Source organism: Arthrobacter alpinus (genome assembly GCF_001445575.1).
Taxonomy (GTDB): domain Bacteria; phylum Actinomycetota; class Actinomycetes; order Actinomycetales; family Micrococcaceae; genus Specibacter; species Specibacter alpinus_C.
On sequence record NZ_CP013200.1, the window covers coordinates 1,189,648 to 1,207,934 of the forward strand.

Consider the following 18,287-nt stretch of genomic DNA (forward strand, 5'->3'; position numbering starts at 1 on the left):
GGCGGAACATCCCGCCCAGCCCGCCGGCACCCAGCCTTGCGGCACCCGGGTGGGGCAGCAGTGGGTGCCGGGACACGCCGTCGTGCTTACCGGACACCCTTGACTTGGCTGACAGCCCAAGCCCCGGCCAGCGCGGTGACACCGGAGACCACAAACAACAGCGTGAAGCCGCCAACCGCGCTGACAAGCAGGGCGCCTAGCATGGGGGCGAAGGCCTGCGGAACCGTCAGGGCGATGTTCATGATCCCCAGATCCTTCCCGCGCGAGAGTTGATCCGGCAGTACTTGCGTGGCCAAAGCCTGGTCCACCGAGAGGAAGCAGCCATAGCCCAGACCTAGAAGGGCGGCGGCGAAGGTTGCCGCGCCCATGGTGGGTACGAAAGCAAGAATCAGGGCTGCGGCGGCTTGGAGAATCGAGGAGCCAAAGACAAAAGCCCGGCGCCTGCCCCATTTGTCGGAAAGCCGGCCCAGCCACAGCGAGGCAATGATCACGAAGACCATGTACACGAGTGTCAGTACTATCAGCGAGCTTTCGGCGTCGTCCACTTTGAGACCGTACATCAAGAAATAGAGCAGCAGGCTGGTGCCAAAGGCGTTGCCCAAGTTAACCAAGATGCGGCTCAGAAGCGTCCAGCCAAAATCCGGATACTTGCGCGGGCTGATCCACATGCCCTCCAGCAACGTTCGCCACGTCAGCGGCGCAACGATCCTCGGGGGCAGCACGGCGTCAGGGACAAGGAGTAAGAAGGGTAGGCCCAGGGCAACCAGGAGTCCGGCCATCAGGGCGTAGCCGCCAAAGGTGCTCAACCCCAGTGCCATTACTAAAACCAGGCCGGCAATGATGCCAATGGCTTGCGGGGCCGAAATCCAGCCGGACACGTAGCCGCGCTGGTTCACGGGCACTTGATCGGAGATGGCCGCCGTCAACGCTGCCGTCAGGACACAAAAAAACGTACTCGCGGCCACCCAGCAAATCCCGATGCCTAGCAGCGATGTCTGCAGACCCAAGATCAGCAAGGACGCGGCGAATCCCGCCGTGCCCAAAGCGATCCATGGACGACGGCGGCCGAAACGGGACGTGGTGCGGTCCGATAATGCTCCGGTGAGAGGGTAGGCGAGCAGGGCGAAGGCTCCGGCGATTCCCGAGATCAGGCCAAACCCCAGAACGTTCTCCACCCAGTCCGTTGCCTGCAGGTACTTCTCCACCTGCAAAGGAAGCAGCAACTGGACAGGCGTCAACTGGGCAATCCAGACACCAAACCAGCTCAACGCAAAGAACAAAATCCACCGTCCGCCAACTCTCCGGGTGGGGACAGCCGCAAAGGACTCCTGGATTGGGGGAGCGGGGATACCCGCATCGCCGGTGACATTGCTCACGCTTGAAGCATCTCACGGTCGTCAAGAGCGCTAAATGACGGTGGCGTCGGGGCTTTGCTCTCGCGCTCGGGGCCAGCGCCAGCCTTGGCCCGATTGGTATTAATCGGCAGAATCCGGCATACTTATTGAGTTGCCCAAGTGCTTTTTCGTGTCCCGGTCGAGATAATGCTCGTCGCAGGGTCCAAGTTAAAGACCAGGTGCAACAAGTCCCTTGCATAACTAGTGCGGGTACGTGCGCGAATTATTCGCGACACGCCCGACCGCGGGGGGCGGAGCTGCGATGGATTGAGGAACCCGGATTTATCCGGATTCAGTTCATCGGGAGCGTGGCTGTGAGTGCCACAGATTGAACAGTCAAAAGTAAACAGCGTTTACGTCAACAGCATCGCTACTACAGGTTGCTTCGTTACAGGAAAGAGAGTCACGACGCCATGGCGGGACAAAAAATCCGCATCCGGCTGAAGTCATATGACCATGAGGTTATTGATGTTTCAGCCCGGAAGATCGTTGAGACGGTCACGCGCGCAGGCGCAACGGTAGTAGGCCCCGTGCCGCTGCCCACCGAGAAGAACATTTTTTGCGTAATTCGTTCTCCTCACAAGTACAAGGACAGCCGCGAGCACTTTGAAATGCGCACGCACAAGCGTCTGATCGACATCATTGATCCCACGCCCAAGGCAGTTGATTCGCTTATGCGTCTCGACCTGCCGGCCGACGTGAACATCGAAATCAAACTGTAGGGAGGTGCTGAGAAACTATGACCGCGACCCGAAACACTAAGGGCATCCTGGGCACGAAGCTCGGCATGACCCAGGTCTGGGACGAGAACAACTTGCTTGTTCCTGTAACTGTCGTCCAGGCCGACTCCAACGTCATCACCCAGCTGCGTAACGCAGAGGTTGATGGCTATGTAGCGATCCAGATCGGCTACGGCCAGATCGATCCCCGCAAGGTCACCAAGCCTTTGGCTGGTCACTTTGAAAAGGCAGGCGTTACGCCTCGCCGCCACGTTGTCGAACTGCGCACCGCAGACGCCGACACCTACACCCTCGGCCAGGAGCTCTCCGTTGAGATCTTCGAAGCCGGCCAGAAGGTCGACGTCGTCGGTACTTCAAAGGGTAAGGGTTTCGCCGGTGTTATGAAGCGTCACGGCTTCAAGGGTGCTCCGGCATCACACGGTGCTCACAAGAACCACCGTAAGCCCGGTTCCATCGGTGGCGCGTCCACCCCTGGCCGCGTTTTCAAGGGTATGCGCATGGCAGGCCGTATGGGTGCCGAGCGCGTAACCACCATGAACCTTACGGTTCACGGTGTTAACGCCGAGAAGTCGCTGCTGCTGATCAAGGGTGCCGTTCCCGGCGCCCGCGGCTCGGTCGTACTCGTACGCACCGCCGTGAAGGGAGCATAAGTAAATGACTACTGTCAAAGTAGATCTGCCCGCAGAGATCTTCGACGTACAGACCAACGTGCCCTTGCTGCACCAGGTTGTCGTAGCTCAGCTCGCTGCTGCCCGCCAGGGTACACACAAGACCAAGACCCGCGCCGAAGTTTCTGGTGCAGGCCGTAAGCCGCATGCACAGAAGGGTACCGGCCGCGCCCGTCAGGGTTCAATCCGTGCTCCTCACATGACCGGTGGTGGCGTTGTCCACGGTCCGACCCCTCGCGATTACAGCCAGCGTACGCCCAAGAAGATGAAGGCTGCTGCTCTCCGCGGTGCCCTGTCTGACCGCGCACGCAACGGCCGTATCCACGTTATTGCTGAATTGGTTGCAGGCTCCAAGCCCTCCACCAAGGCTGCTATGGCTACTCTTGCCGGCGTTTCCTCACGTAAGAACCTCTTGGTTGTTATTGAGCGCGCCAACGATGTTGCCGCTTTGAGCGTACGTAACATCACCAACCTGCACGTTCTGTATGTTGACCAGCTCAACACCTACGACGTACTCGTTTCTGATGACATCGTCTTCACTCAGGCTGCATACGATGTTTTCGTTTCCGGCCGCGCCGCTTCTGAAGCTTTCGCTTCGAGCATGCTGTTGGTTGAAGACCTGGTTTCCGAAGATTCCGACGATGACGCCGAAGGCACCATCAAGGGCAACAAGGACTCCATGAAGTACCACGTGCCTGGTTCACGCTGGTATGACGCCACTGAGGCCGAAGTTTGGTTCACCACGGTTGAGGACGCTAAGGCCGCTGGCTTTGTCCCGGCCGGCGGCGAAGCTGCCCAGACCATTAAGGAGGACGGCAAGTGAGCGCCGTTACCATCAAGGATCCGCGCGACGTAGTGCTTGCACCTGTCGTTTCGGAAAAGAGCTACGGCTTGATCGACGAAGGTAAGTACACCTTCTTGGTCGACCCCCGCTCAAACAAGACCGAGATCAAGCTGGCCGTGGAGAAAATCTTCTCCGTCAAGGTCGACTCGATCAACACCATCAATCGTGCTGGTAAGCGTAAGCGCACCAAGTTCGGATGGGGACAGCGCAAGAGCACCAAGCGCGCCATTGTCTCCCTCCGCGAGGGCACGATCGACATCTTCGGCGGTCCGCTTTCATAAGCGGAGACCACTTTAACGAGGAAATATACTATGGGAATCCGTAAATACAAGCCGACAACCCCGGGCCGTCGTGGCTCGAGCGTTGCCGACTTCACTGAAATCACGCGGTCGACGCCGGAGAAGTCTCTGGTCCGTCCTCTGCCCAAAAAGGGTGGCCGTAACAACACCGGTCGCATCACGACTCGTCACAAGGGTGGTGGCCACAAGCGCCAGTACCGCTTGATCGACTTCCGTCGTCACGACAAGGATGGCGTAAACGCACGCGTTGCTGAGATCGAATACGATCCCAACCGCACCGCACGCATCGCCCTCCTGCACTACGTTGATGGAACCAAGCGTTACATCGTCGCTCCGAACAAGCTCAAGCAGGGCGACTTCGTAGAGGCCGGTCCGGAAGCTGACATCAAGCCTGGCAACAACCTTCCGTTGCGCAACATCCCCGTGGGTACTGTTATCCACGCTGTGGAGCTGCGTCCCGGTGGCGGTGCCAAGATGGCTCGTTCAGCTGGTGCCTCGGTTCAGCTCGTCGCCAAGGAAGGCAAGTTCGCCCAGCTGCGTCTGCCCTCCGGCGAAATCCGCAACGTTGATGCGCGCTGCCGCGCGACCATCGGCGAAGTTGGTAACGCTGAGCAGTCCAACATCAACTGGGGTAAGGCTGGCCGTATGCGCTGGAAGGGCGTACGCCCGACCGTCCGCGGTGTTGTCATGAACCCGGTCGATCACCCTCATGGTGGTGGTGAAGGTAAGACTTCTGGTGGACGTCACCCGGTTAACCCGAACGGTAAGCGCGAAGGCCGTACCCGCCGTCCCAACAAAGAGAGCGACAAGCTGATTGTTCGTCGCCGCCGTACTGGCAAGAACAAGCGATAGGAGCCTGGAGACATGCCACGTAGCCTGAAAAAGGGTCCCTTCGTTGACCAGCACCTCTTTGTAAAGGTAGCTAGGGAAAACGACAAGGGCACTAAGAACGTAATTAAGACCTGGTCCCGTCGATCGATGATCATCCCGGACATGCTGGGTCACACGATCGCCGTACACGATGGTCGCAAGCACATCCCCGTGTTTGTAACTGAGTCGATGGTCGGGCACAAGCTCGGCGAATTCGCCGCAACGCGGACATTCCGCGGCCATGTCAAGGACGACCGTAAGGGCAAGCGCCGCTAGGCGCTTGTCAATACGGCAAAGACGAGAGAGAGATAGCAATGGAAGCCAAGGCAAGTGCGCGTCATCTGCGCGTAACGCCTATGAAGGCCCGGCGCGTCGTCAACCTGATTCGTGGCAAGCAGGCGAATGAGGCATTGGCGATTTTGAAGTTTGCCCCCCAGGCAGCTTCGGAGCCGGTCTTCAAGGTAGTCCAGTCCGCAGTGGCAAATGCCCGCGTTCTGGCGGATCGCGATAGCATCGCGTTCAACGAAAATGATCTTTACATCAGCGAAATTTTCGTTGATGAGGGCCCGACCATGAAGCGGTTCCAACCGCGTGCTCAGGGTCGTGCGTTCGAGATCAAGAAGCGCACCAGCCACGTCACAGTGGTTGTCGCTACCCCCGTGAAAGAGGAGGCTCGCTAAGTGGGACAGAAAGTAAACCCGCACGGGTTCCGACTCGGTATCACCACGGATCACCGTTCACATTGGTTCGCGGACAGCAACAAGCCCGGCCAGCGTTACAAGGACTTCGTAAAAGAAGACATCCAGATCCGCGCACTCATGTCCACGGGCATGGACCGCGCAGGTATTTCCAAGGTTGAGATCGAGCGCACCCGTGACCGTGTACGTGTGGATATCCACACCGCACGCCCCGGTATTGTTATCGGTCGTCGTGGAGCAGAAGCAGACCGCATTCGCGGCGAGCTCGAAAAGCTCACCGGCAAGCAGGTTCAGCTGAACATCTTGGAAGTCAAGAACCCGGAAGCTGACGCTCAGCTCGTTGCCCAGGGCATCGCAGAGCAGCTGACTTCACGTGTGGCTTTCCGCCGCGCGATGAAGAAGGCAATGCAGTCCGCACAGCGCACTGGCAGTGTCAAGGGCATCCGTGTCGCTTGTGCCGGTCGCTTGGGTGGCGCTGAAATGTCACGTACCGAGTTCTACCGCGAAGGTCGTGTGCCCCTGCACACCCTGCGTGCCAACATCGATTACGGCTTCTTCGAAGCCAAGACCGTGTTCGGCCGTATTGGTGTCAAGGTCTGGATCTACAAGGGCGATGTCACGTCCAAGGAACTGGCTGCTCAGGCAGCTGCTGCTCCTGCTCGTGGCCGTGGCCCGCGTCGTGACGGCGATGACCGCGGAGCCCGCGGTCCCCGCGCCGGTGGCGACCGTCGTCGTAACGACCGTCCTGAGCGCACCGAGGCAGCTGCCGCGGTTGAAGCTCCTGTAGCTGCAGAGGTTGCGGCTCCGGCAGTAGAAGGAGGAGAGGCGTAAATGCTTATCCCACGTCGCGTAAAGCACCGTAAGCAGCACCACCCCGGTCGTTCGGGTCAGGCTACTGGCGGCACCGTGGTTTCATTCGGCGAGTGGGGCATTCAGGCCCTCACGCCGGCATATGTAACCAACCGTCAGATCGAGTCTGCTCGTATCGCAATGACTCGCCACATCAAGCGTGGCGGTAAGGTGTGGATCAACATCTACCCCGACCGTCCCTTGACGAAGAAGCCTGCTGAAACCCGCATGGGTTCCGGTAAGGGTTCTCCCGAGTGGTGGATCGCAAACGTCAAGCCGGGTCGTGTTCTCTTTGAACTCTCCGGTGTATCAGAAGAGGTAGCACGCGAGGCATTGCGCCTGGCAATCCACAAGCTGCCGTTGAAAGCACGCATTGTGCGTCGCGAAGGTGGTGAGTAGAGATGTCAGTTGGTTCCAAGGAACTTGCCCCTGCACAGCTTGACGGGTTTGACAATGCACGTCTTGTCGAAGAACTCCGCAAGGCAAAGGAAGAACTGTTCAACCTGCGCTTCCAGTCGGCCACCGGCCAGCTGGAAAGCCACGGTCGTTTGCGCGTTGTAAAGCGCGACATCGCCCGCATCTACACAGTGCTGCGTGAGCGCGAGCTGGGCATTCGCCCGGACGTCGTTGCCGCTGCACCCGTGGAGAAGGCCTCCAAGAAGGCTGACAAGGAAGCCAAGAAGGCCTCCAAGAAGGCTGAAGCAACAGAGGAGGACGCCAAGTGAGCGATTCTGTAGACAACACCGAAAACGGCGCGGAGACTCTCGTTCGTAACGAGCGCAAGAAGATGCGCGGTTACGTAGTTTCCGACAAGATGGACAAGACCATCGTCGTTGAGGTTGAAGACCGCGTAAAGCACGCTCTTTACGGTAAGGTTCTTCGCCGCAACAAGAAGGTCAAGGCCCACGACGAAGAGAACAGCGCCGGCATCGGCGACCTCGTCGTCATCAGCGAGACCCGCCCGCTCTCCGCAACCAAGCGTTTCCGCCTGGTTGAGATCGTAGAGAAGGCTAAGTAAGCCAACTCACGCACTTGTGCGTGGTTGATTGCTAAAATGTTGGGCCCGTTGCCACTTGTGGCGGCGGGCCCAACGTCGTTTAACCTCCAATGCTCGACGGCGTTGAGACCTTGGCGGCTGGCCCGGCGGCGAAGCCGGCATTCTCTCGGCTGCTTTCCGACCTTCGGCCGCGGGCGGCCTCTGGTCTCCCTGACGCAGCCTACGAGAACACCAGCCCCGCCGCCGGCTCGGAACCCTGACTCAGCGAAGGTGCGGGGTGTGGGGGAGGTAACGCCTGAGGTGGGCTGAGAGCGTCGCGTTAGGTTCAGCCGTCGTGCTAGGATTGTCTATTGCTGCGCCTTTTCTGTGCCGCCGTTTTCGGCAGTGACAGTGGGTGCGCAATTACCTCGTAAATGCTCGTGCCACTACAAACTGCCGTTCGATGCGCGGATTTATCCACGTTCCCGGTGCGGAAAGTGCAGTTGGCATGAGGTATTTAGGCGTGTTTTGGCAAAATCCAGGCACGTCGAGAGACATCCCGAACAATACGTTCCGCAAGGCTTGTTCACAGATACATTGTGTCCAAGAACCGGCGCGACGAACAGGAGACACTAGTGATTCAGCAGGAGTCGCGGCTTAAGGTTGCCGACAACACGGGTGCCAAGGAAATCTTGACAATCCGCGTTCTCGGTGGATCTGGGCGCCGCTACGCAGGCATTGGCGACACAATCGTCGCTACCGTCAAGGATGCAATTCCGGGCGGAAACGTTAAGAAGGGTGACGTCGTCAAGGCTGTCATCGTTCGCACCAAGAAGGAACGCCGCCGTGCGGATGGTTCCTACATCAAGTTTGATGAGAATGCAGCTGTCATTCTCAAGGCTGACGGGGACCCCCGCGGTACCCGTATCTTCGGCCCGGTTGGCCGTGAACTTCGTGATAAGAAATTCATGAAGATCATCTCGTTGGCTCCGGAGGTGCTGTAACTTATGGCAAAGATCAAGAAGGGTGACCTGGTTCAGGTCATCACAGGCGCCAAGGCTGAGCGTGGCGGCGACCGTGGCAAGCAGGGCAAGGTCCTGAAGGTCTACTCCGAAACCAACCGCGTGTTGGTCGAAGGCGTAAACCGTGTCACCAAGCACACCAAGGCCGGTCAGACGGAACGTGGCACCAACACTGGTGGCATCGAAATCGTCGAGGCTCCCATTCACATCTCAAACGTTGCTGTAGTGGACCCGTCCACGAAGAAGCCGACTCGCGTTGGTTACCGCACCGAAATCGTTGAGCGCGATGGCCGCAAGCGTGAAGTACGCATCCGCGTTGCCAAGACCTCGGGGAAGGATCTGGCATGAGCGCCGCAGTAGCAGAGAACACACCCAAGATCACACCTCGCCTGAAGACCCGCTACGCAGCGGAAATCAAGGCTGGTCTGGTTGAGGAGTTCAAGTACTCAAACGTTAACCAGGTTCCGCGCTTGGTCAAGGTTGTTGTCAACATGGGTGTTGGAGATGCCGCTAAGGACTCCAAGCTCATTGACCACGCAGTCCGCGACCTCACCGCCATCACTGGCCAGAAGCCCCAGGTTTCCAAGGCTCGCAAGTCGATCGCTCAGTTCAAGCTGCGCGAAGGCATGCCGATTGGTTGCCACACGACTCTCCGTGGAGATCGTATGTGGGAATTCCTGGACCGCTTGGTCACGCTGGCTCTGCCCCGTATCCGCGACTTCCGCGGCCTCAGTGGCAAGCAGTTTGACGGCAACGGCAACTACACCTTCGGTCTGACCGAACAGGTTATGTTCCACGAGATCGATCAGGATTCCATTGACCGCCCCCGCGGTATGGACATCACTGTCGTGACCACAGCCAAGACCGATGACGAAGGCCGTGCGCTGCTTAAGGCACTCGGCTTCCCGTTCAAATCCGAAGATAAATAATCTACGTAACAGGTCCGTTCAGCGGGTATAAAGTGCGCGAATTCAATTCGTCCACTTTATTGCCACGCGAAGGAAACCGTTTCGAGGAAGGGCAAGCGCCCAAATGACAATGACAGATCCTGTCGCAGACATGCTTACGCGTCTGCGCAACGCAAACTCGGCACACCACGACACCGTGACCATGCCGTTTAGCAAGCTTAAGGGCCACATCGCCGACATCCTCAAGGCACAGGGTTACATCTCTGCCTGGAAGGTTGAAGACGCTGAGGTTGGCAAGAAGCTGACCATCGACTTGAAGTACGGCCCCGCACGTGAGCGTTCAATCGCTGGCCTGCGCCGTATCTCCAAGCCCGGACTGCGCGTTTACGCAAAGTCCACGAACCTCCCCAACGTTTTGGGTGGTTTGGGTGTCGCTATCCTGTCGACGTCTTCAGGTCTTTTGACCGACCGTCAGGCTGCCAAGAAGGGCGTGGGTGGGGAAGTCCTCGCCTACGTCTGGTAGTAGAGAGAGAAGGGAAAGAACTTATGTCACGTATTGGACGTCTCCCCATCTCCGTGCCTGCCGGCGTTGAGGTCAAGATTGCAGACAGCCTTGTTTCCGTCAAGGGCCCGAAGGGAACGCTGGAACTCAATGTTTCCAGCCCCATCACGGCTTCGATCGACGAGAACATCATCACCGTTAGCCGCCCCAACGATGAGCGCACTTCGCGTTCACTCCACGGTCTGACTCGTACGCTCATTGACAACCTGATCATCGGTGTCACTGCTGGCTACGAAAAGAAGCTGGAAATTGTTGGTACCGGTTACCGCGTAGTCGCCAAGGGCAAGGACCTCGAGTTCGCTCTTGGTTTCAGCCACCCGGTCCTCATTGAGGCACCGGAAGGCATCACACTGACCGTAGAGAGCCCCACAAAGCTCTCCGTGTCAGGAATTAGCAAGCAGCAGGTGGGCGAAGTTGCTGCCAACATCCGCAAGCTGCGCAAGCCCGACCCGTACAAGGGTAAGGGCGTTCGCTACGCTGGCGAGATCATCCGCCGCAAGGTCGGAAAGGCTGGTAAGTAACCATGGCACTATCCGTACGAGGAAAGTCCAAGGCCGCAGCACGCGGCCGTCGTCACCTGCGAGTTCGCAAGCGCGTCAGCGGAACGACTGTGCGTCCGCGCCTGGTCGTCAACCGTTCAGCCCGCCACGTATTTGTTCAGGTCATCGATGACACTCAGGGTCTGACCCTGGTTTCAGCATCGACCCTGGAAGCAGACATGCGCGCATTTGACGGTGACAAGACCGCCAAGGCTAAGCGCATTGGTGAGCTCGTTGCAGAGCGCGCCAAGGCTGCCGGTATCGAAGCTGTTGTCTTCGACCGCGGCGGTAACCGCTACCACGGCCGTGTTGCAGCTATTGCTGACGGCGCACGTGAAGGCGGTCTGGCACTGTGACCGAAAACATCAACAAGGAGAACACTGTGTCAGAAGCAACTGCAGCTGACGGTGCAACCGCGAAGACCGAAACTGCTGCTGGCGCCGATAACGCCCGTGGCCGTGGCGGTCGCGACGGTGCTCGTGGAGGCCGCGAAGGCGGTCGCGACGGTGGCCGTGGCCGCGGTGGCCGTGACGGTGGACGCGAGGCTGAGAAGAGCCAGTTCATCGAGCGCGTTGTCAACATCAACCGTGTCGCCAAGGTTGTCAAGGGTGGTCGTCGCTTCAGCTTCACCGCTCTGGTAATCGTCGGTGACGGCAACGGCATGATCGGTGTTGGCTACGGTAAGGCTAAGGAAGTTCCTGCCGCTATCGCCAAGGGTGTTGAAGAAGCTAAGAAGTCCTTCTTCCGCGTTCCCATGGTTGGCAAGACCATTCCTCACCGCGTTCAGGGCGAGGCCGCTGCAGGCGTCGTTATGTTGCGTCCGGCTGCAGCTGGTACCGGTGTTATCGCCGGTGGTCCGGTTCGCGCCATCTTGGAATGCGTTGGCATCCATGACGTGCTGTCCAAGTCTCTCGGTTCCTCAAACGCCATCAACATTGTTCACGCAACTGTTGCTGCCTTGAAGAGCCTGGAAGACCCCAAGGCTGTTGCGGCTCGCCGTGGCTTGCCGTTGGATGAAGTTGCTCCGGCTGTGCTGTTGCGCAATATGCAAAAGGCGGGTCTGTAATGACTACACCGAAGAACGTTCAGCCTTCTGACAAGAAGCTGGAAATCACTCAGATCAGGGGCGTCGTTGGCGTCAAGCAGTTCCAGAAGGATACCCTTCGCTCACTGGGTCTCAAGCGCATCGGTCACTCCGTTGTTCGCTCGGCTGACGCTGTGACTGTTGGCATGATCAACACGGTTCCGCACCTGCTCAAGGTTGAGGAGACGAAGTAAAGTGGCTGAAAAGAACACTGCTGAGACTGTTGAAAAGCAGAATGCACTCAAGGTCCACCACCTGCGTCCCGCACCGGGTGCCAAGACGGCTAAAACCCGTGTTGGCCGTGGTGAAGGATCCAAGGGTAAGACCGCAGGTCGCGGTACCAAGGGTACCAAGGCTCGCTACCAGGTAAAGGCTGGCTTTGCTGGCGGCCAGCTGCCGTTGCACATGCGTCTGCCCAAGCTGCGTGGCTTCAAGAACCCGTTCCGCGTTGAGTTCCAGGTTGTTAACCTGGACAAGCTGAACGAGCTCTTCCCCGAAGGTGGCGTCGTCACCGTCGAGGCACTCGTTGAAAAGGGCGCGGTTCGCAAGAACCAGCCCGTGAAGGTGCTGGGCACCGGCGATATCACCGTCAAGGTTGACATCACCGCTCACGCATTCTCCACAAGCGCAATCACCAAGATTGCTGCTGCAGGTGGAACCACTACTGGACTCTAAAGAGTTCACGAATGCGCACATCTAGCGACTAGACTCTTGGTGGATGGAACTTACGGTTCCGTCCACCAAGAGTCTTTTGTTTTATGCGGATGTTTCCGAGCACCCGGATAATCCGCCTATGTTATGCGTAACAGTTCCGATGCGAGCTGCATCACCCACTAGACTCTTTCCTTGGGCCTCATTTAAGAAGCCACTTTCATCACTACACGTCAGGAGGACGCTTGCTTACCGCATTTGGCCGCGCCTTTCGCACGCCTGATCTGCGACGCAAGTTGTTGTTCACGCTGGGAATTATTGCCATCTTCCGCTTGGGCGCTTTCATCCCCTCGCCTGGAATTGATTACCGAAATGTCCAACAGTGCGTGAATGCTGCTGACACAAGCCAAGGTATCTACCAGCTTGTGAACTTGTTCAGCGGCGGCGCCTTGCTTCAGGTTTCCATTTTTGCTTTGGGAATCATGCCTTACATCACGGCTAGCATCATCGTTCAGCTGCTCCGCGTAGTGATCCCCCGCTTCCAGGAACTGCACCTTGAGGGTGCTCAGGGCCAGGGCAAGCTCACCCAGTACACGCGTTACTTGACGATTGCACTGGCTTTGCTCAATGCCACCACCTTGGTAACCCTTGCACGCTCTGGCCAGCTCTTTGCTGGTTGTGGTGCTGCAGGCTCCCCGGGCGCCTTGATTCCCAACGACAACCTGATCACGATCTTGTTGCTCATCATCACCTTGACTGCCGGTTCCGGATTGATCATGTGGATGGGTGAGCTCGTCACTGAAAAGGGTGTCGGCAACGGCATGTCCTTGCTGATCTTCGTGGCTATCGCCGCACAGTTCCCCACCTCCCTTGGCGCCATCCTGAAGACTCAGGGTTGGGGCACCTTCTTGACGGTGCTGGTCATTGGTTTGGTCGTGGTTGCTTTGGTCGTCTTCGTTGAGCAGTCTCAACGACGCATCCCTGTGCAGTACGCCAAGCGCATGGTTGGCCGCCGCACCATGGGCGGTACCAGCACGTACATCCCGATCAAGGTCAACATGGCTGGCGTTATCCCCGTCATCTTTGCCTCCTCGATGCTGTACCTGCCGGCCTTGCTCGCGCAGTTTGCCACGCCGGCGAACAGCACTGATCTGCCTGGCTGGGTTGAATGGATCAACAACTACCTCACCCGTGGTGACCACCCGATCTACATGATGTTCTACTTCCTGTTGATCATCGGTTTCACATACTTCTACGTTGCCATCACCTTCGATCCTGAAGAAGTGTCAGACAACATGAAGAAGTACGGTGGATTCATTCCCGGCATCCGTGCAGGCCGTCCCACACAGGACTACTTGCAGTACGTTATTTCTCGCATCACGCTCCCGGGTGCGCTGTACCTGGGCATTATTGCCTTGATCCCCTTGATCGCGCTAGTCATGGTTGGGGCAAACCAGAACTTCCCATTCGGCGGAACCTCAATCCTCATTGTGGTCGGTGTTGGTTTGGAGACAGTGAAGCAAATTGATGCGCAACTCCAACAGCGCCACTACGAAGGGTTATTGCGATGACAAGAATGCTGATTATTGGACCTCCCGGGTCAGGAAAAGGCACACAGGCCGAACGTATCTGTGGAGAACTGAACATCGTAGCGATCTCCACGGGCGACATCTTCCGCGCCAACGTCAAAGGTGAGACACCCCTAGGCGTTGAGGCGAAAAAGTACATCGACAACGGTGACTTTGTGCCTGACAGCGTCACCAACCGGATGGTTCGCGATCGGCTCGCTCAGAGTGATGTGGCAGAAGGCTTCCTTTTGGACGGCTACCCGCGCACCTCACCCCAGGTGGACGAACTGGATGACATCCTGGGATCGGTGAACGCAAGCTTGGACGTTGTCGTTCAATTGACCGCCGACGACGAAGAGCTCGTCAAGCGCCTGTTGGGCCGTGCGCAGGAGACCGGTCGTAGCGATGACACTGAAGCAGTCATCCGCCACCGGCTGGATCTCTACCGCGAGCAGACTGAGGTTGTAGTGTCCCGCTATGCGGAGCGCGGCATTTTGGCCAAGGTCGACGGTCTCGGCGAGATGGACGACGTGACATCACGTGTCATGGAAGCCATCAACAAGTTCAAGGGCGAGAGCGCCTAGCAATGCAGTAGTTTTATCAACCCGTGCCGCACAGGCGCTGGTTGTGAAGGAGGGCTTCTTCCCGCACCATGGGGAGGAGCCCTCAATCATTTTCGAAACGAAAGGATTCTTTCATGGCGTTTGGCCAGCAAAGAATTGAGTACAAGACCATCGATCAGATGCGCATCATGCGCCGCAGCGGGCTGATCCTAGACGCGGCACTGAAAGCCACCATCGCAGCTGTCGCCCCGGGCGTAACCACGGGCGAACTGGATGCCATCTTTGCCGGGGAATTGAAAAAGGCCGGAGCCAAGTCCAACTTCTTGGGGTACTACGACTTCCCCGCCACCATTTGTACCTCGGTCAATGAGGAAGTGGTGCACGGCATTCCCGGCGCCCGCGTATTGAAAGCCGGGGACCTGATATCCATCGACGGCGGCGCCATTGTGGAAGGCTGGCATTCCGACTCGGCGCGCAGCACCATTGTTGGCGGCGCCGCCGCGGAGGATCCGGCTGACCGCCGTCTGTCCGACATCACCGAAGAAAGCATGTGGGCCGGCATTGCAGCCATGGCCTCGGCCAAGTATGTGGGCGACATTGGCGACGCCATCGATGAGTACGTCACCTCACAGCCCGGCAAAGAGTTAGGTATTTTGGAGGACTACGTCGGTCACGGCATCGGATCCGCCATGCACATGCCCCCGGACGTGCTGAACTACTCCTCCAAGCACCGCGGCCCCAAGCTCAAGGCAGGCATGTGCCTGGCTATCGAACCCATGCTGGTCCGCGGCAACTTGGAAACCATCACCCTTGACGATGACTGGACGGTTGTCACCAAGGACAAGTCACGCGCAGCTCACTGGGAACACTCAGTGGCCGTGCATGCCAAGGGCATTTGGGTGCTCACCGCGGACGACGGCGGTGCGGAGCGACTTGCGCCGTATGGCGTCACCCCGGTCGCGCTAGATTAGTCCCCACTCCCTCCCAATTTCCAATCGCTGGCGCGATTGGAAATTGGGTCCCTCGGGAGCGTGGGCCCAACGCCCTGCTTTGCTCGGGAGTGTGGGCCCAATTAGTCACAGTTGAACCCCGGCTCCAGTCTTTACTGGAGCCGGGGTTCAACTATTTAAGTCGTATTTGCCTGCCGTCCACCTTGCCGCCATACATTGGGACACTGCGCTGCGTACCTTGGTCGAGGAAGCCCAAGGACTGCGCAAAGACACAATGGCAGTCCTCCTTGAAAACCACAAAGAGGAGTGCACCATCATGCGCATCTTTGCCCACCGGGGCGTATCAGCCCACTTGCCGGAGAACACGAAAGCGGCCTTCGCGCGCGCCATTGAACTTGGCATCGACGGCATCGAGCTTGATGTCCACTTGTCCGCTGATCGCATCCCCGTAGTGATTCACGACGACACCGCTGACCGCACCACGAATGGCACGGGAGACATCGGTGAATTCACTGCCCGGCAGCTGGGGCTCCTTGATGCCGGCGCCGGGGAATCTGTTCCCACCTTGTCCGAGGTACTGGCCATGGCTGCCGGGAAACTGCGTGTCAACATCGAACTCAAAGACGCCACGTCTGTGGAGCCAGTCGTTCAGGTAGTCACTGAGGCGACTGGTGTTGATTGGTTTGCTTCCTCGGCAGATTGGGGAGCGCTGGCAGAATTGCGCAGACTGTTGCCCGATGCCAAGACGTATCCACTGTGCGTAGGGAACCTAGACAAGCTGAGCGCTCTCTTGTCCGGAGACGACGACGCAGACCAGTTCGCGGGCCGTGGAATTCAGGCGGCCATTGATTTCGCCGTTGAGAACGGCGGTGAAGGCGTCTCCATTTGGGAAGGCGGTCTGGACCAGGACGACATTGCCCGCATCCATGCGGCCGGGCTAAAGGTCTGGGTCTGGACTGTCAATGATCCCGAACGCGCACTGGAACTGCTTGATATGGGCGCTGATGCGGTCTGCACCGATGACCCGGAACTCATCCAGCAGATTTTGCCAGCGCAGTGCTCAGCCGAAGCACAGTCGGCTGTACCGGAATTCGCTGTGTTGGAGTCCGCTTCGCTGGGTGCTAAACCGTGACCCAACTCGCCACGGCGCAGTCGGGCAAGAACAACCCCAGCACCAACGCGACTGGCAACAACAGGCAAATGACCCAAAAAGCCCCCATGGTGCCGCAGCGCAAGCGGCGTACACCGTGGAAGTCCTGGCTGCTGTTCGTCGCCTTCGCGGGCCCCAATGTAGCGCTGCTGATCATCTTCACATACAAACCGCTGATTCAATCGTTGCAGTACTCGCTGTTGCAATGGAACATTGGCTCCGCCACCGCCCGCTTTATTGGGCTGGATAACTACACGAACTGGTTCAGCGATCCAGCCACCGCTAACGTTGTCCGTGTCACCGTCATCTTCACGGTATTCACCGTTGGTGGCGGCATGGTGCTGGGACTCTCGCTGGCGCTCCTGCTGAACCGCAAGCTGCGCGGTACGGGACTGGCCCGAACGGTAGTCGTCGCGCCCTACGTACTCTCCGGAGTCGCCGTCGGACTTCTCTGGCTCTTTGTCTTTGACCCTAACTTCGGGATCCTTGGGGCGGTACTGAAAGCCGTGGGTTTGAGCTCACCGGACTGGTATAACGATCCCCAATGGGCGCTACCCATGCTCATCGTGGTTTACCTGTGGAAGAACGTGGGCTACGTGGCCCTGATCTATTTAGCTGCGCTGCAAGCAGTGCCCCGCGAGCTGATCGAGGCCGCGACCTTGGACGGCGCAGGCGCCTTCGCATCCTTTAGGAACGTGGTGCTGCCGCTGCTGGGCCCCACCACGTTCTTCCTGTCCGTAACCACATTGCTGAGCTCGTTGCAGTCCTTCGACATCATTCAGGCGATGACGCAGGGCGGGCCGCTGGAGGGCACCACCACCATGATGTACCAGATCTACCAGGAAGGTTTCGCTACCGGGCGGGCCGGTTACTCCTCGGCGATTGCCACAGTGTTGTTCGTGGTGCTCCTGATCATCACTGCGGTACAGATGCTGGTTGTTCAAAAGAAGGTGCATTACTGATGAGCACTGATGCGAAACACAAGCACGCTGTCAACGGCGCTGTGAATGGCTCGATGAACGGCTCGGTGAAGGGGAAAATTTCGGCCACGCCCAGCAAGGGCGGATGGGCCTCCCGGGGCCGGCTTAGTGGATATCTGCTGCTCGCGGTTGCCGTTGCCGCCATGATTCTGCCGCTGGTGTGGATGATGCTGGCAAGCTTCAAGAAGCGGGACGAAATTTACACCGTCCCCATCCAGTGGCTGCCCGCCGGTTTTGAGCTCTCCAACTACTTCGCCGCGCTGGAGGCCGTACCGTTTGGCAACTTCTTCATCAACTCACTCATCACCACGGTAGTGGGCGCCACCTTGAAGATCGCGCTGGGCCTGACCACTGCTTATGCGGTGGTGTTCTTGGAGTTCCCGTTCAAAAAGTTTGTGTTTGCTCTGGTGGTCTTCGCGCTGCTGATCCCACAACAGATCGTGATCATCCCCAACTACACCCTGATTTCTGATCTGGGCTGGATCAACACCTATCAGGGGCTGATCGTTCCGGGCCTGGCCAGCGCATTTGGCACGTTCCTGTTCCGGCAGCATTTCTTGACCTTGCCTATCTCCGTCCTTGAAGCGGCAGCGCTCGACGGGGCCAGCCATTGGCGCCGGTTGTGGACGTTTGTGGTGCCCATTTCCGCACCAACCATCGCCGCCGTGGCGCTTGTCTCCATCGTGTCGGAGTGGAACGAATACCTCTGGCCGCTGCTGGTGGTGGACCGTGCTGAGATGATGACCCTGCCTGTGGGCTTGACCCTCCTGCAGAACAACGACGGCGTGACCAACTGGGGCGTGCTCATGGCCGGGACCGTGCTCATCACCGTGCCGGTACTGATCGTGTTCTTCCTACTGCAGCGGCGCATCGTCACGGGACTCACCTCCGGCGCTGTGTCCGGCTGAGCCGCTCTCTTCCCTTTCCCACTAATTCCCCTCGAATCCGCAACACCATAATCGTGCCCTCCGC

General features: G+C 58.4%; 26 protein-coding genes and 1 pseudogene. 26 read left to right on the forward strand and 1 reads right to left on the reverse strand.

The window, feature by feature from the left end; translation table 11 throughout:
* Positions 1–86: 86 nt before the first annotated feature.
* Positions 87–1,376 carry an MFS transporter gene (locus AS189_RS05230; protein WP_237759972.1) on the reverse strand — a complete coding sequence of 430 codons (1,290 nt, stop codon included), beginning with the start codon at positions 1,374–1,376 and terminating at the stop codon, positions 87–89.
* Between the two features lie 431 nt (positions 1,377–1,807).
* Here AS189_RS05230 and rpsJ point away from each other — a divergent pair, with 431 nt between their 5' ends.
* The 26 genes and pseudogenes from rpsJ to AS189_RS05360 all read left to right on the forward strand — a co-directional run bounded on the left by rpsJ (position 1,808) and on the right by AS189_RS05360 (position 18,223).
* On the forward strand, positions 1,808–2,116 hold the full coding sequence (gene rpsJ, locus AS189_RS05235; RefSeq protein WP_062286632.1) for a 30S ribosomal protein S10: 309 nt from the start codon (positions 1,808–1,810) through the stop codon (positions 2,114–2,116).
* Positions 2,117–2,133: 17 nt separating this feature from the next.
* Positions 2,134–2,784 (forward strand): 50S ribosomal protein L3, encoded by a 651-nt coding sequence (rplC, locus tag AS189_RS05240; protein WP_062286633.1) that lies wholly within the window; start codon positions 2,134–2,136, stop codon positions 2,782–2,784.
* A gap of 4 nt (positions 2,785–2,788) precedes the next feature.
* Positions 2,789–3,382 (forward strand): annotated as a pseudogene (gene rplD / locus AS189_RS05245) (50S ribosomal protein L4); the annotation flags it as partial.
* 239 nt (positions 3,383–3,621) lie between these two features.
* Complete coding sequence (gene rplW, locus AS189_RS05250) at positions 3,622–3,927, forward strand: 50S ribosomal protein L23 (RefSeq protein ID WP_062286635.1); 306 nt, start codon at positions 3,622–3,624, stop codon at positions 3,925–3,927.
* Positions 3,928–3,957: 30 nt separating this feature from the next.
* Positions 3,958–4,797, forward strand: coding sequence for a 50S ribosomal protein L2 (gene rplB / locus AS189_RS05255; RefSeq protein WP_062286636.1), 840 nt, complete (start codon positions 3,958–3,960; stop codon positions 4,795–4,797).
* A 12-nt stretch (positions 4,798–4,809) separates the two neighbouring features.
* Positions 4,810–5,091, forward strand: coding sequence for a 30S ribosomal protein S19 (rpsS, locus tag AS189_RS05260; protein WP_019481497.1), 282 nt, complete (start codon positions 4,810–4,812; stop codon positions 5,089–5,091).
* Between the two features lie 38 nt (positions 5,092–5,129).
* Positions 5,130–5,495, forward strand: coding sequence for a 50S ribosomal protein L22 (rplV, locus tag AS189_RS05265; protein WP_062286637.1), 366 nt, complete (start codon positions 5,130–5,132; stop codon positions 5,493–5,495).
* Positions 5,496–6,344: a 30S ribosomal protein S3 gene (rpsC, locus tag AS189_RS05270; RefSeq protein WP_062286638.1), complete on the forward strand. Its 849-nt coding sequence runs from the start codon at positions 5,496–5,498 to the stop codon at positions 6,342–6,344. It begins immediately after the preceding gene.
* Positions 6,345–6,761 carry a 50S ribosomal protein L16 gene (gene rplP / locus AS189_RS05275; RefSeq protein ID WP_062286639.1) on the forward strand — a complete coding sequence of 139 codons (417 nt, stop codon included), beginning with the start codon at positions 6,345–6,347 and terminating at the stop codon, positions 6,759–6,761.
* Between the two features lie 2 nt (positions 6,762–6,763).
* The gene (gene rpmC, locus AS189_RS05280) at positions 6,764–7,087 is read left to right on the forward strand and encodes a 50S ribosomal protein L29 (protein ID WP_062286640.1); all 324 of its coding nucleotides are present in this window, start codon (positions 6,764–6,766) and stop codon (positions 7,085–7,087) included.
* Positions 7,088–7,149: 62 nt separating this feature from the next.
* Positions 7,150–7,380, forward strand: a complete 231-nt coding sequence (rpsQ, locus tag AS189_RS05285) for a 30S ribosomal protein S17 (RefSeq protein WP_062292996.1) — start codon at positions 7,150–7,152, stop codon at positions 7,378–7,380.
* Between the two features lie 593 nt (positions 7,381–7,973).
* Positions 7,974–8,342, forward strand: a complete 369-nt coding sequence (gene rplN / locus AS189_RS05290; RefSeq protein WP_062286641.1) for a 50S ribosomal protein L14 — start codon at positions 7,974–7,976, stop codon at positions 8,340–8,342.
* Positions 8,343–8,345: 3 nt separating this feature from the next.
* Positions 8,346–8,708 carry a 50S ribosomal protein L24 gene (rplX, locus tag AS189_RS05295; protein ID WP_062286642.1) on the forward strand — a complete coding sequence of 121 codons (363 nt, stop codon included), beginning with the start codon at positions 8,346–8,348 and terminating at the stop codon, positions 8,706–8,708.
* Positions 8,705–9,289, forward strand: coding sequence for a 50S ribosomal protein L5 (gene rplE, locus AS189_RS05300; protein WP_062286643.1), 585 nt, complete (start codon positions 8,705–8,707; stop codon positions 9,287–9,289). The genes rplX and rplE overlap by 4 nt, the downstream gene beginning before the upstream one ends.
* A 103-nt stretch (positions 9,290–9,392) precedes the next feature.
* The gene (rpsH, locus tag AS189_RS05305; protein WP_062286644.1) at positions 9,393–9,791 is read left to right on the forward strand and encodes a 30S ribosomal protein S8; all 399 of its coding nucleotides are present in this window, start codon (positions 9,393–9,395) and stop codon (positions 9,789–9,791) included.
* A 23-nt stretch (positions 9,792–9,814) separates the two neighbouring features.
* Positions 9,815–10,351 carry a 50S ribosomal protein L6 gene (gene rplF, locus AS189_RS05310; protein WP_062286645.1) on the forward strand — a complete coding sequence of 179 codons (537 nt, stop codon included), beginning with the start codon at positions 9,815–9,817 and terminating at the stop codon, positions 10,349–10,351.
* A gap of 2 nt (positions 10,352–10,353) precedes the next feature.
* Positions 10,354–10,725, forward strand: coding sequence for a 50S ribosomal protein L18 (gene rplR, locus AS189_RS05315; protein ID WP_044576453.1), 372 nt, complete (start codon positions 10,354–10,356; stop codon positions 10,723–10,725).
* A 26-nt stretch (positions 10,726–10,751) separates the two neighbouring features.
* Positions 10,752–11,435, forward strand: a complete 684-nt coding sequence (gene rpsE / locus AS189_RS05320; protein ID WP_193393512.1) for a 30S ribosomal protein S5 — start codon at positions 10,752–10,754, stop codon at positions 11,433–11,435.
* Positions 11,435–11,647: a 50S ribosomal protein L30 gene (gene rpmD / locus AS189_RS05325; protein WP_062286647.1), complete on the forward strand. Its 213-nt coding sequence runs from the start codon at positions 11,435–11,437 to the stop codon at positions 11,645–11,647. Before rpsE ends, rpmD begins: the two co-directional genes overlap by 1 nt.
* Position 11,648: 1 nt before the next feature.
* On the forward strand, positions 11,649–12,128 hold the full coding sequence (gene rplO, locus AS189_RS05330; protein WP_062286648.1) for a 50S ribosomal protein L15: 480 nt from the start codon (positions 11,649–11,651) through the stop codon (positions 12,126–12,128).
* Positions 12,129–12,349: 221 nt separating this feature from the next.
* Entirely contained in the window at positions 12,350–13,675 is a 1,326-nt protein-coding gene (gene secY / locus AS189_RS05335; RefSeq protein ID WP_062286649.1) for a preprotein translocase subunit SecY, read from the forward strand.
* Positions 13,672–14,256, forward strand: coding sequence for an adenylate kinase (locus tag AS189_RS05340; protein ID WP_062286650.1), 585 nt, complete (start codon positions 13,672–13,674; stop codon positions 14,254–14,256). The genes secY and AS189_RS05340 overlap by 4 nt, the downstream gene beginning before the upstream one ends.
* A 113-nt stretch (positions 14,257–14,369) precedes the next feature.
* The gene (gene map / locus AS189_RS05345) at positions 14,370–15,206 is read left to right on the forward strand and encodes a type I methionyl aminopeptidase (RefSeq protein ID WP_062286651.1); all 837 of its coding nucleotides are present in this window, start codon (positions 14,370–14,372) and stop codon (positions 15,204–15,206) included.
* A gap of 253 nt (positions 15,207–15,459) precedes the next feature.
* Positions 15,460–16,317, forward strand: a complete 858-nt coding sequence (locus AS189_RS05350; RefSeq protein WP_129587163.1) for a glycerophosphodiester phosphodiesterase — start codon at positions 15,460–15,462, stop codon at positions 16,315–16,317.
* An 86-nt stretch (positions 16,318–16,403) separates the two neighbouring features.
* Complete coding sequence (locus AS189_RS05355) at positions 16,404–17,297, forward strand: carbohydrate ABC transporter permease (protein ID WP_237760042.1); 894 nt, start codon at positions 16,404–16,406, stop codon at positions 17,295–17,297.
* Positions 17,297–18,223 carry a carbohydrate ABC transporter permease gene (locus AS189_RS05360; RefSeq protein WP_237759973.1) on the forward strand — a complete coding sequence of 309 codons (927 nt, stop codon included), beginning with the start codon at positions 17,297–17,299 and terminating at the stop codon, positions 18,221–18,223. Before AS189_RS05355 ends, AS189_RS05360 begins: the two co-directional genes overlap by 1 nt.
* Positions 18,224–18,287 lie beyond the last annotated feature (64 nt).

Excerpts from the sequence above, each read along its gene's own strand:
- AS189_RS05355 (WP_237760042.1), top strand. The coding sequence starts at position 16,404 with ATGGTGCCGCAGCGCAAGCGGCGTACACCGTGGAAGTCCTGGCTGCTG.
- rpmD (WP_062286647.1), top strand. The coding sequence starts at position 11,435 with ATGACTACACCGAAGAACGTTCAGCCTTCTGACAAGAAGCTGGAAATC.
- rpsH (WP_062286644.1), top strand. The coding sequence starts at position 9,393 with ATGACAATGACAGATCCTGTCGCAGACATGCTTACGCGTCTGCGCAAC.
- rplC (WP_062286633.1), top strand. The coding sequence starts at position 2,134 with ATGACCGCGACCCGAAACACTAAGGGCATCCTGGGCACGAAGCTCGGC.
- AS189_RS05360 (WP_237759973.1), top strand. The coding sequence starts at position 17,297 with ATGAGCACTGATGCGAAACACAAGCACGCTGTCAACGGCGCTGTGAAT.
- rplR (WP_044576453.1), top strand. The coding sequence starts at position 10,354 with ATGGCACTATCCGTACGAGGAAAGTCCAAGGCCGCAGCACGCGGCCGT.
- rpsQ (WP_062292996.1), top strand. The coding sequence starts at position 7,150 with ATGCGCGGTTACGTAGTTTCCGACAAGATGGACAAGACCATCGTCGTT.
- rplB (WP_062286636.1), top strand. The coding sequence starts at position 3,958 with ATGGGAATCCGTAAATACAAGCCGACAACCCCGGGCCGTCGTGGCTCG.
- rplE (WP_062286643.1), top strand. The coding sequence starts at position 8,705 with ATGAGCGCCGCAGTAGCAGAGAACACACCCAAGATCACACCTCGCCTG.
- rpsS (WP_019481497.1), top strand. The coding sequence starts at position 4,810 with ATGCCACGTAGCCTGAAAAAGGGTCCCTTCGTTGACCAGCACCTCTTT.
- rplX (WP_062286642.1), top strand. The coding sequence starts at position 8,346 with ATGGCAAAGATCAAGAAGGGTGACCTGGTTCAGGTCATCACAGGCGCC.
- rplF (WP_062286645.1), top strand. The coding sequence starts at position 9,815 with ATGTCACGTATTGGACGTCTCCCCATCTCCGTGCCTGCCGGCGTTGAG.
- AS189_RS05350 (WP_129587163.1), top strand. The coding sequence starts at position 15,460 with ATGGCAGTCCTCCTTGAAAACCACAAAGAGGAGTGCACCATCATGCGC.
- map (WP_062286651.1), top strand. The coding sequence starts at position 14,370 with ATGGCGTTTGGCCAGCAAAGAATTGAGTACAAGACCATCGATCAGATG.
- rplP (WP_062286639.1), top strand. The coding sequence starts at position 6,345 with ATGCTTATCCCACGTCGCGTAAAGCACCGTAAGCAGCACCACCCCGGT.
- rpmC (WP_062286640.1), top strand. The coding sequence starts at position 6,764 with ATGTCAGTTGGTTCCAAGGAACTTGCCCCTGCACAGCTTGACGGGTTT.
- rplV (WP_062286637.1), top strand. The coding sequence starts at position 5,130 with ATGGAAGCCAAGGCAAGTGCGCGTCATCTGCGCGTAACGCCTATGAAG.
- AS189_RS05340 (WP_062286650.1), top strand. The coding sequence starts at position 13,672 with ATGACAAGAATGCTGATTATTGGACCTCCCGGGTCAGGAAAAGGCACA.
- rpsJ (WP_062286632.1), top strand. The coding sequence starts at position 1,808 with ATGGCGGGACAAAAAATCCGCATCCGGCTGAAGTCATATGACCATGAG.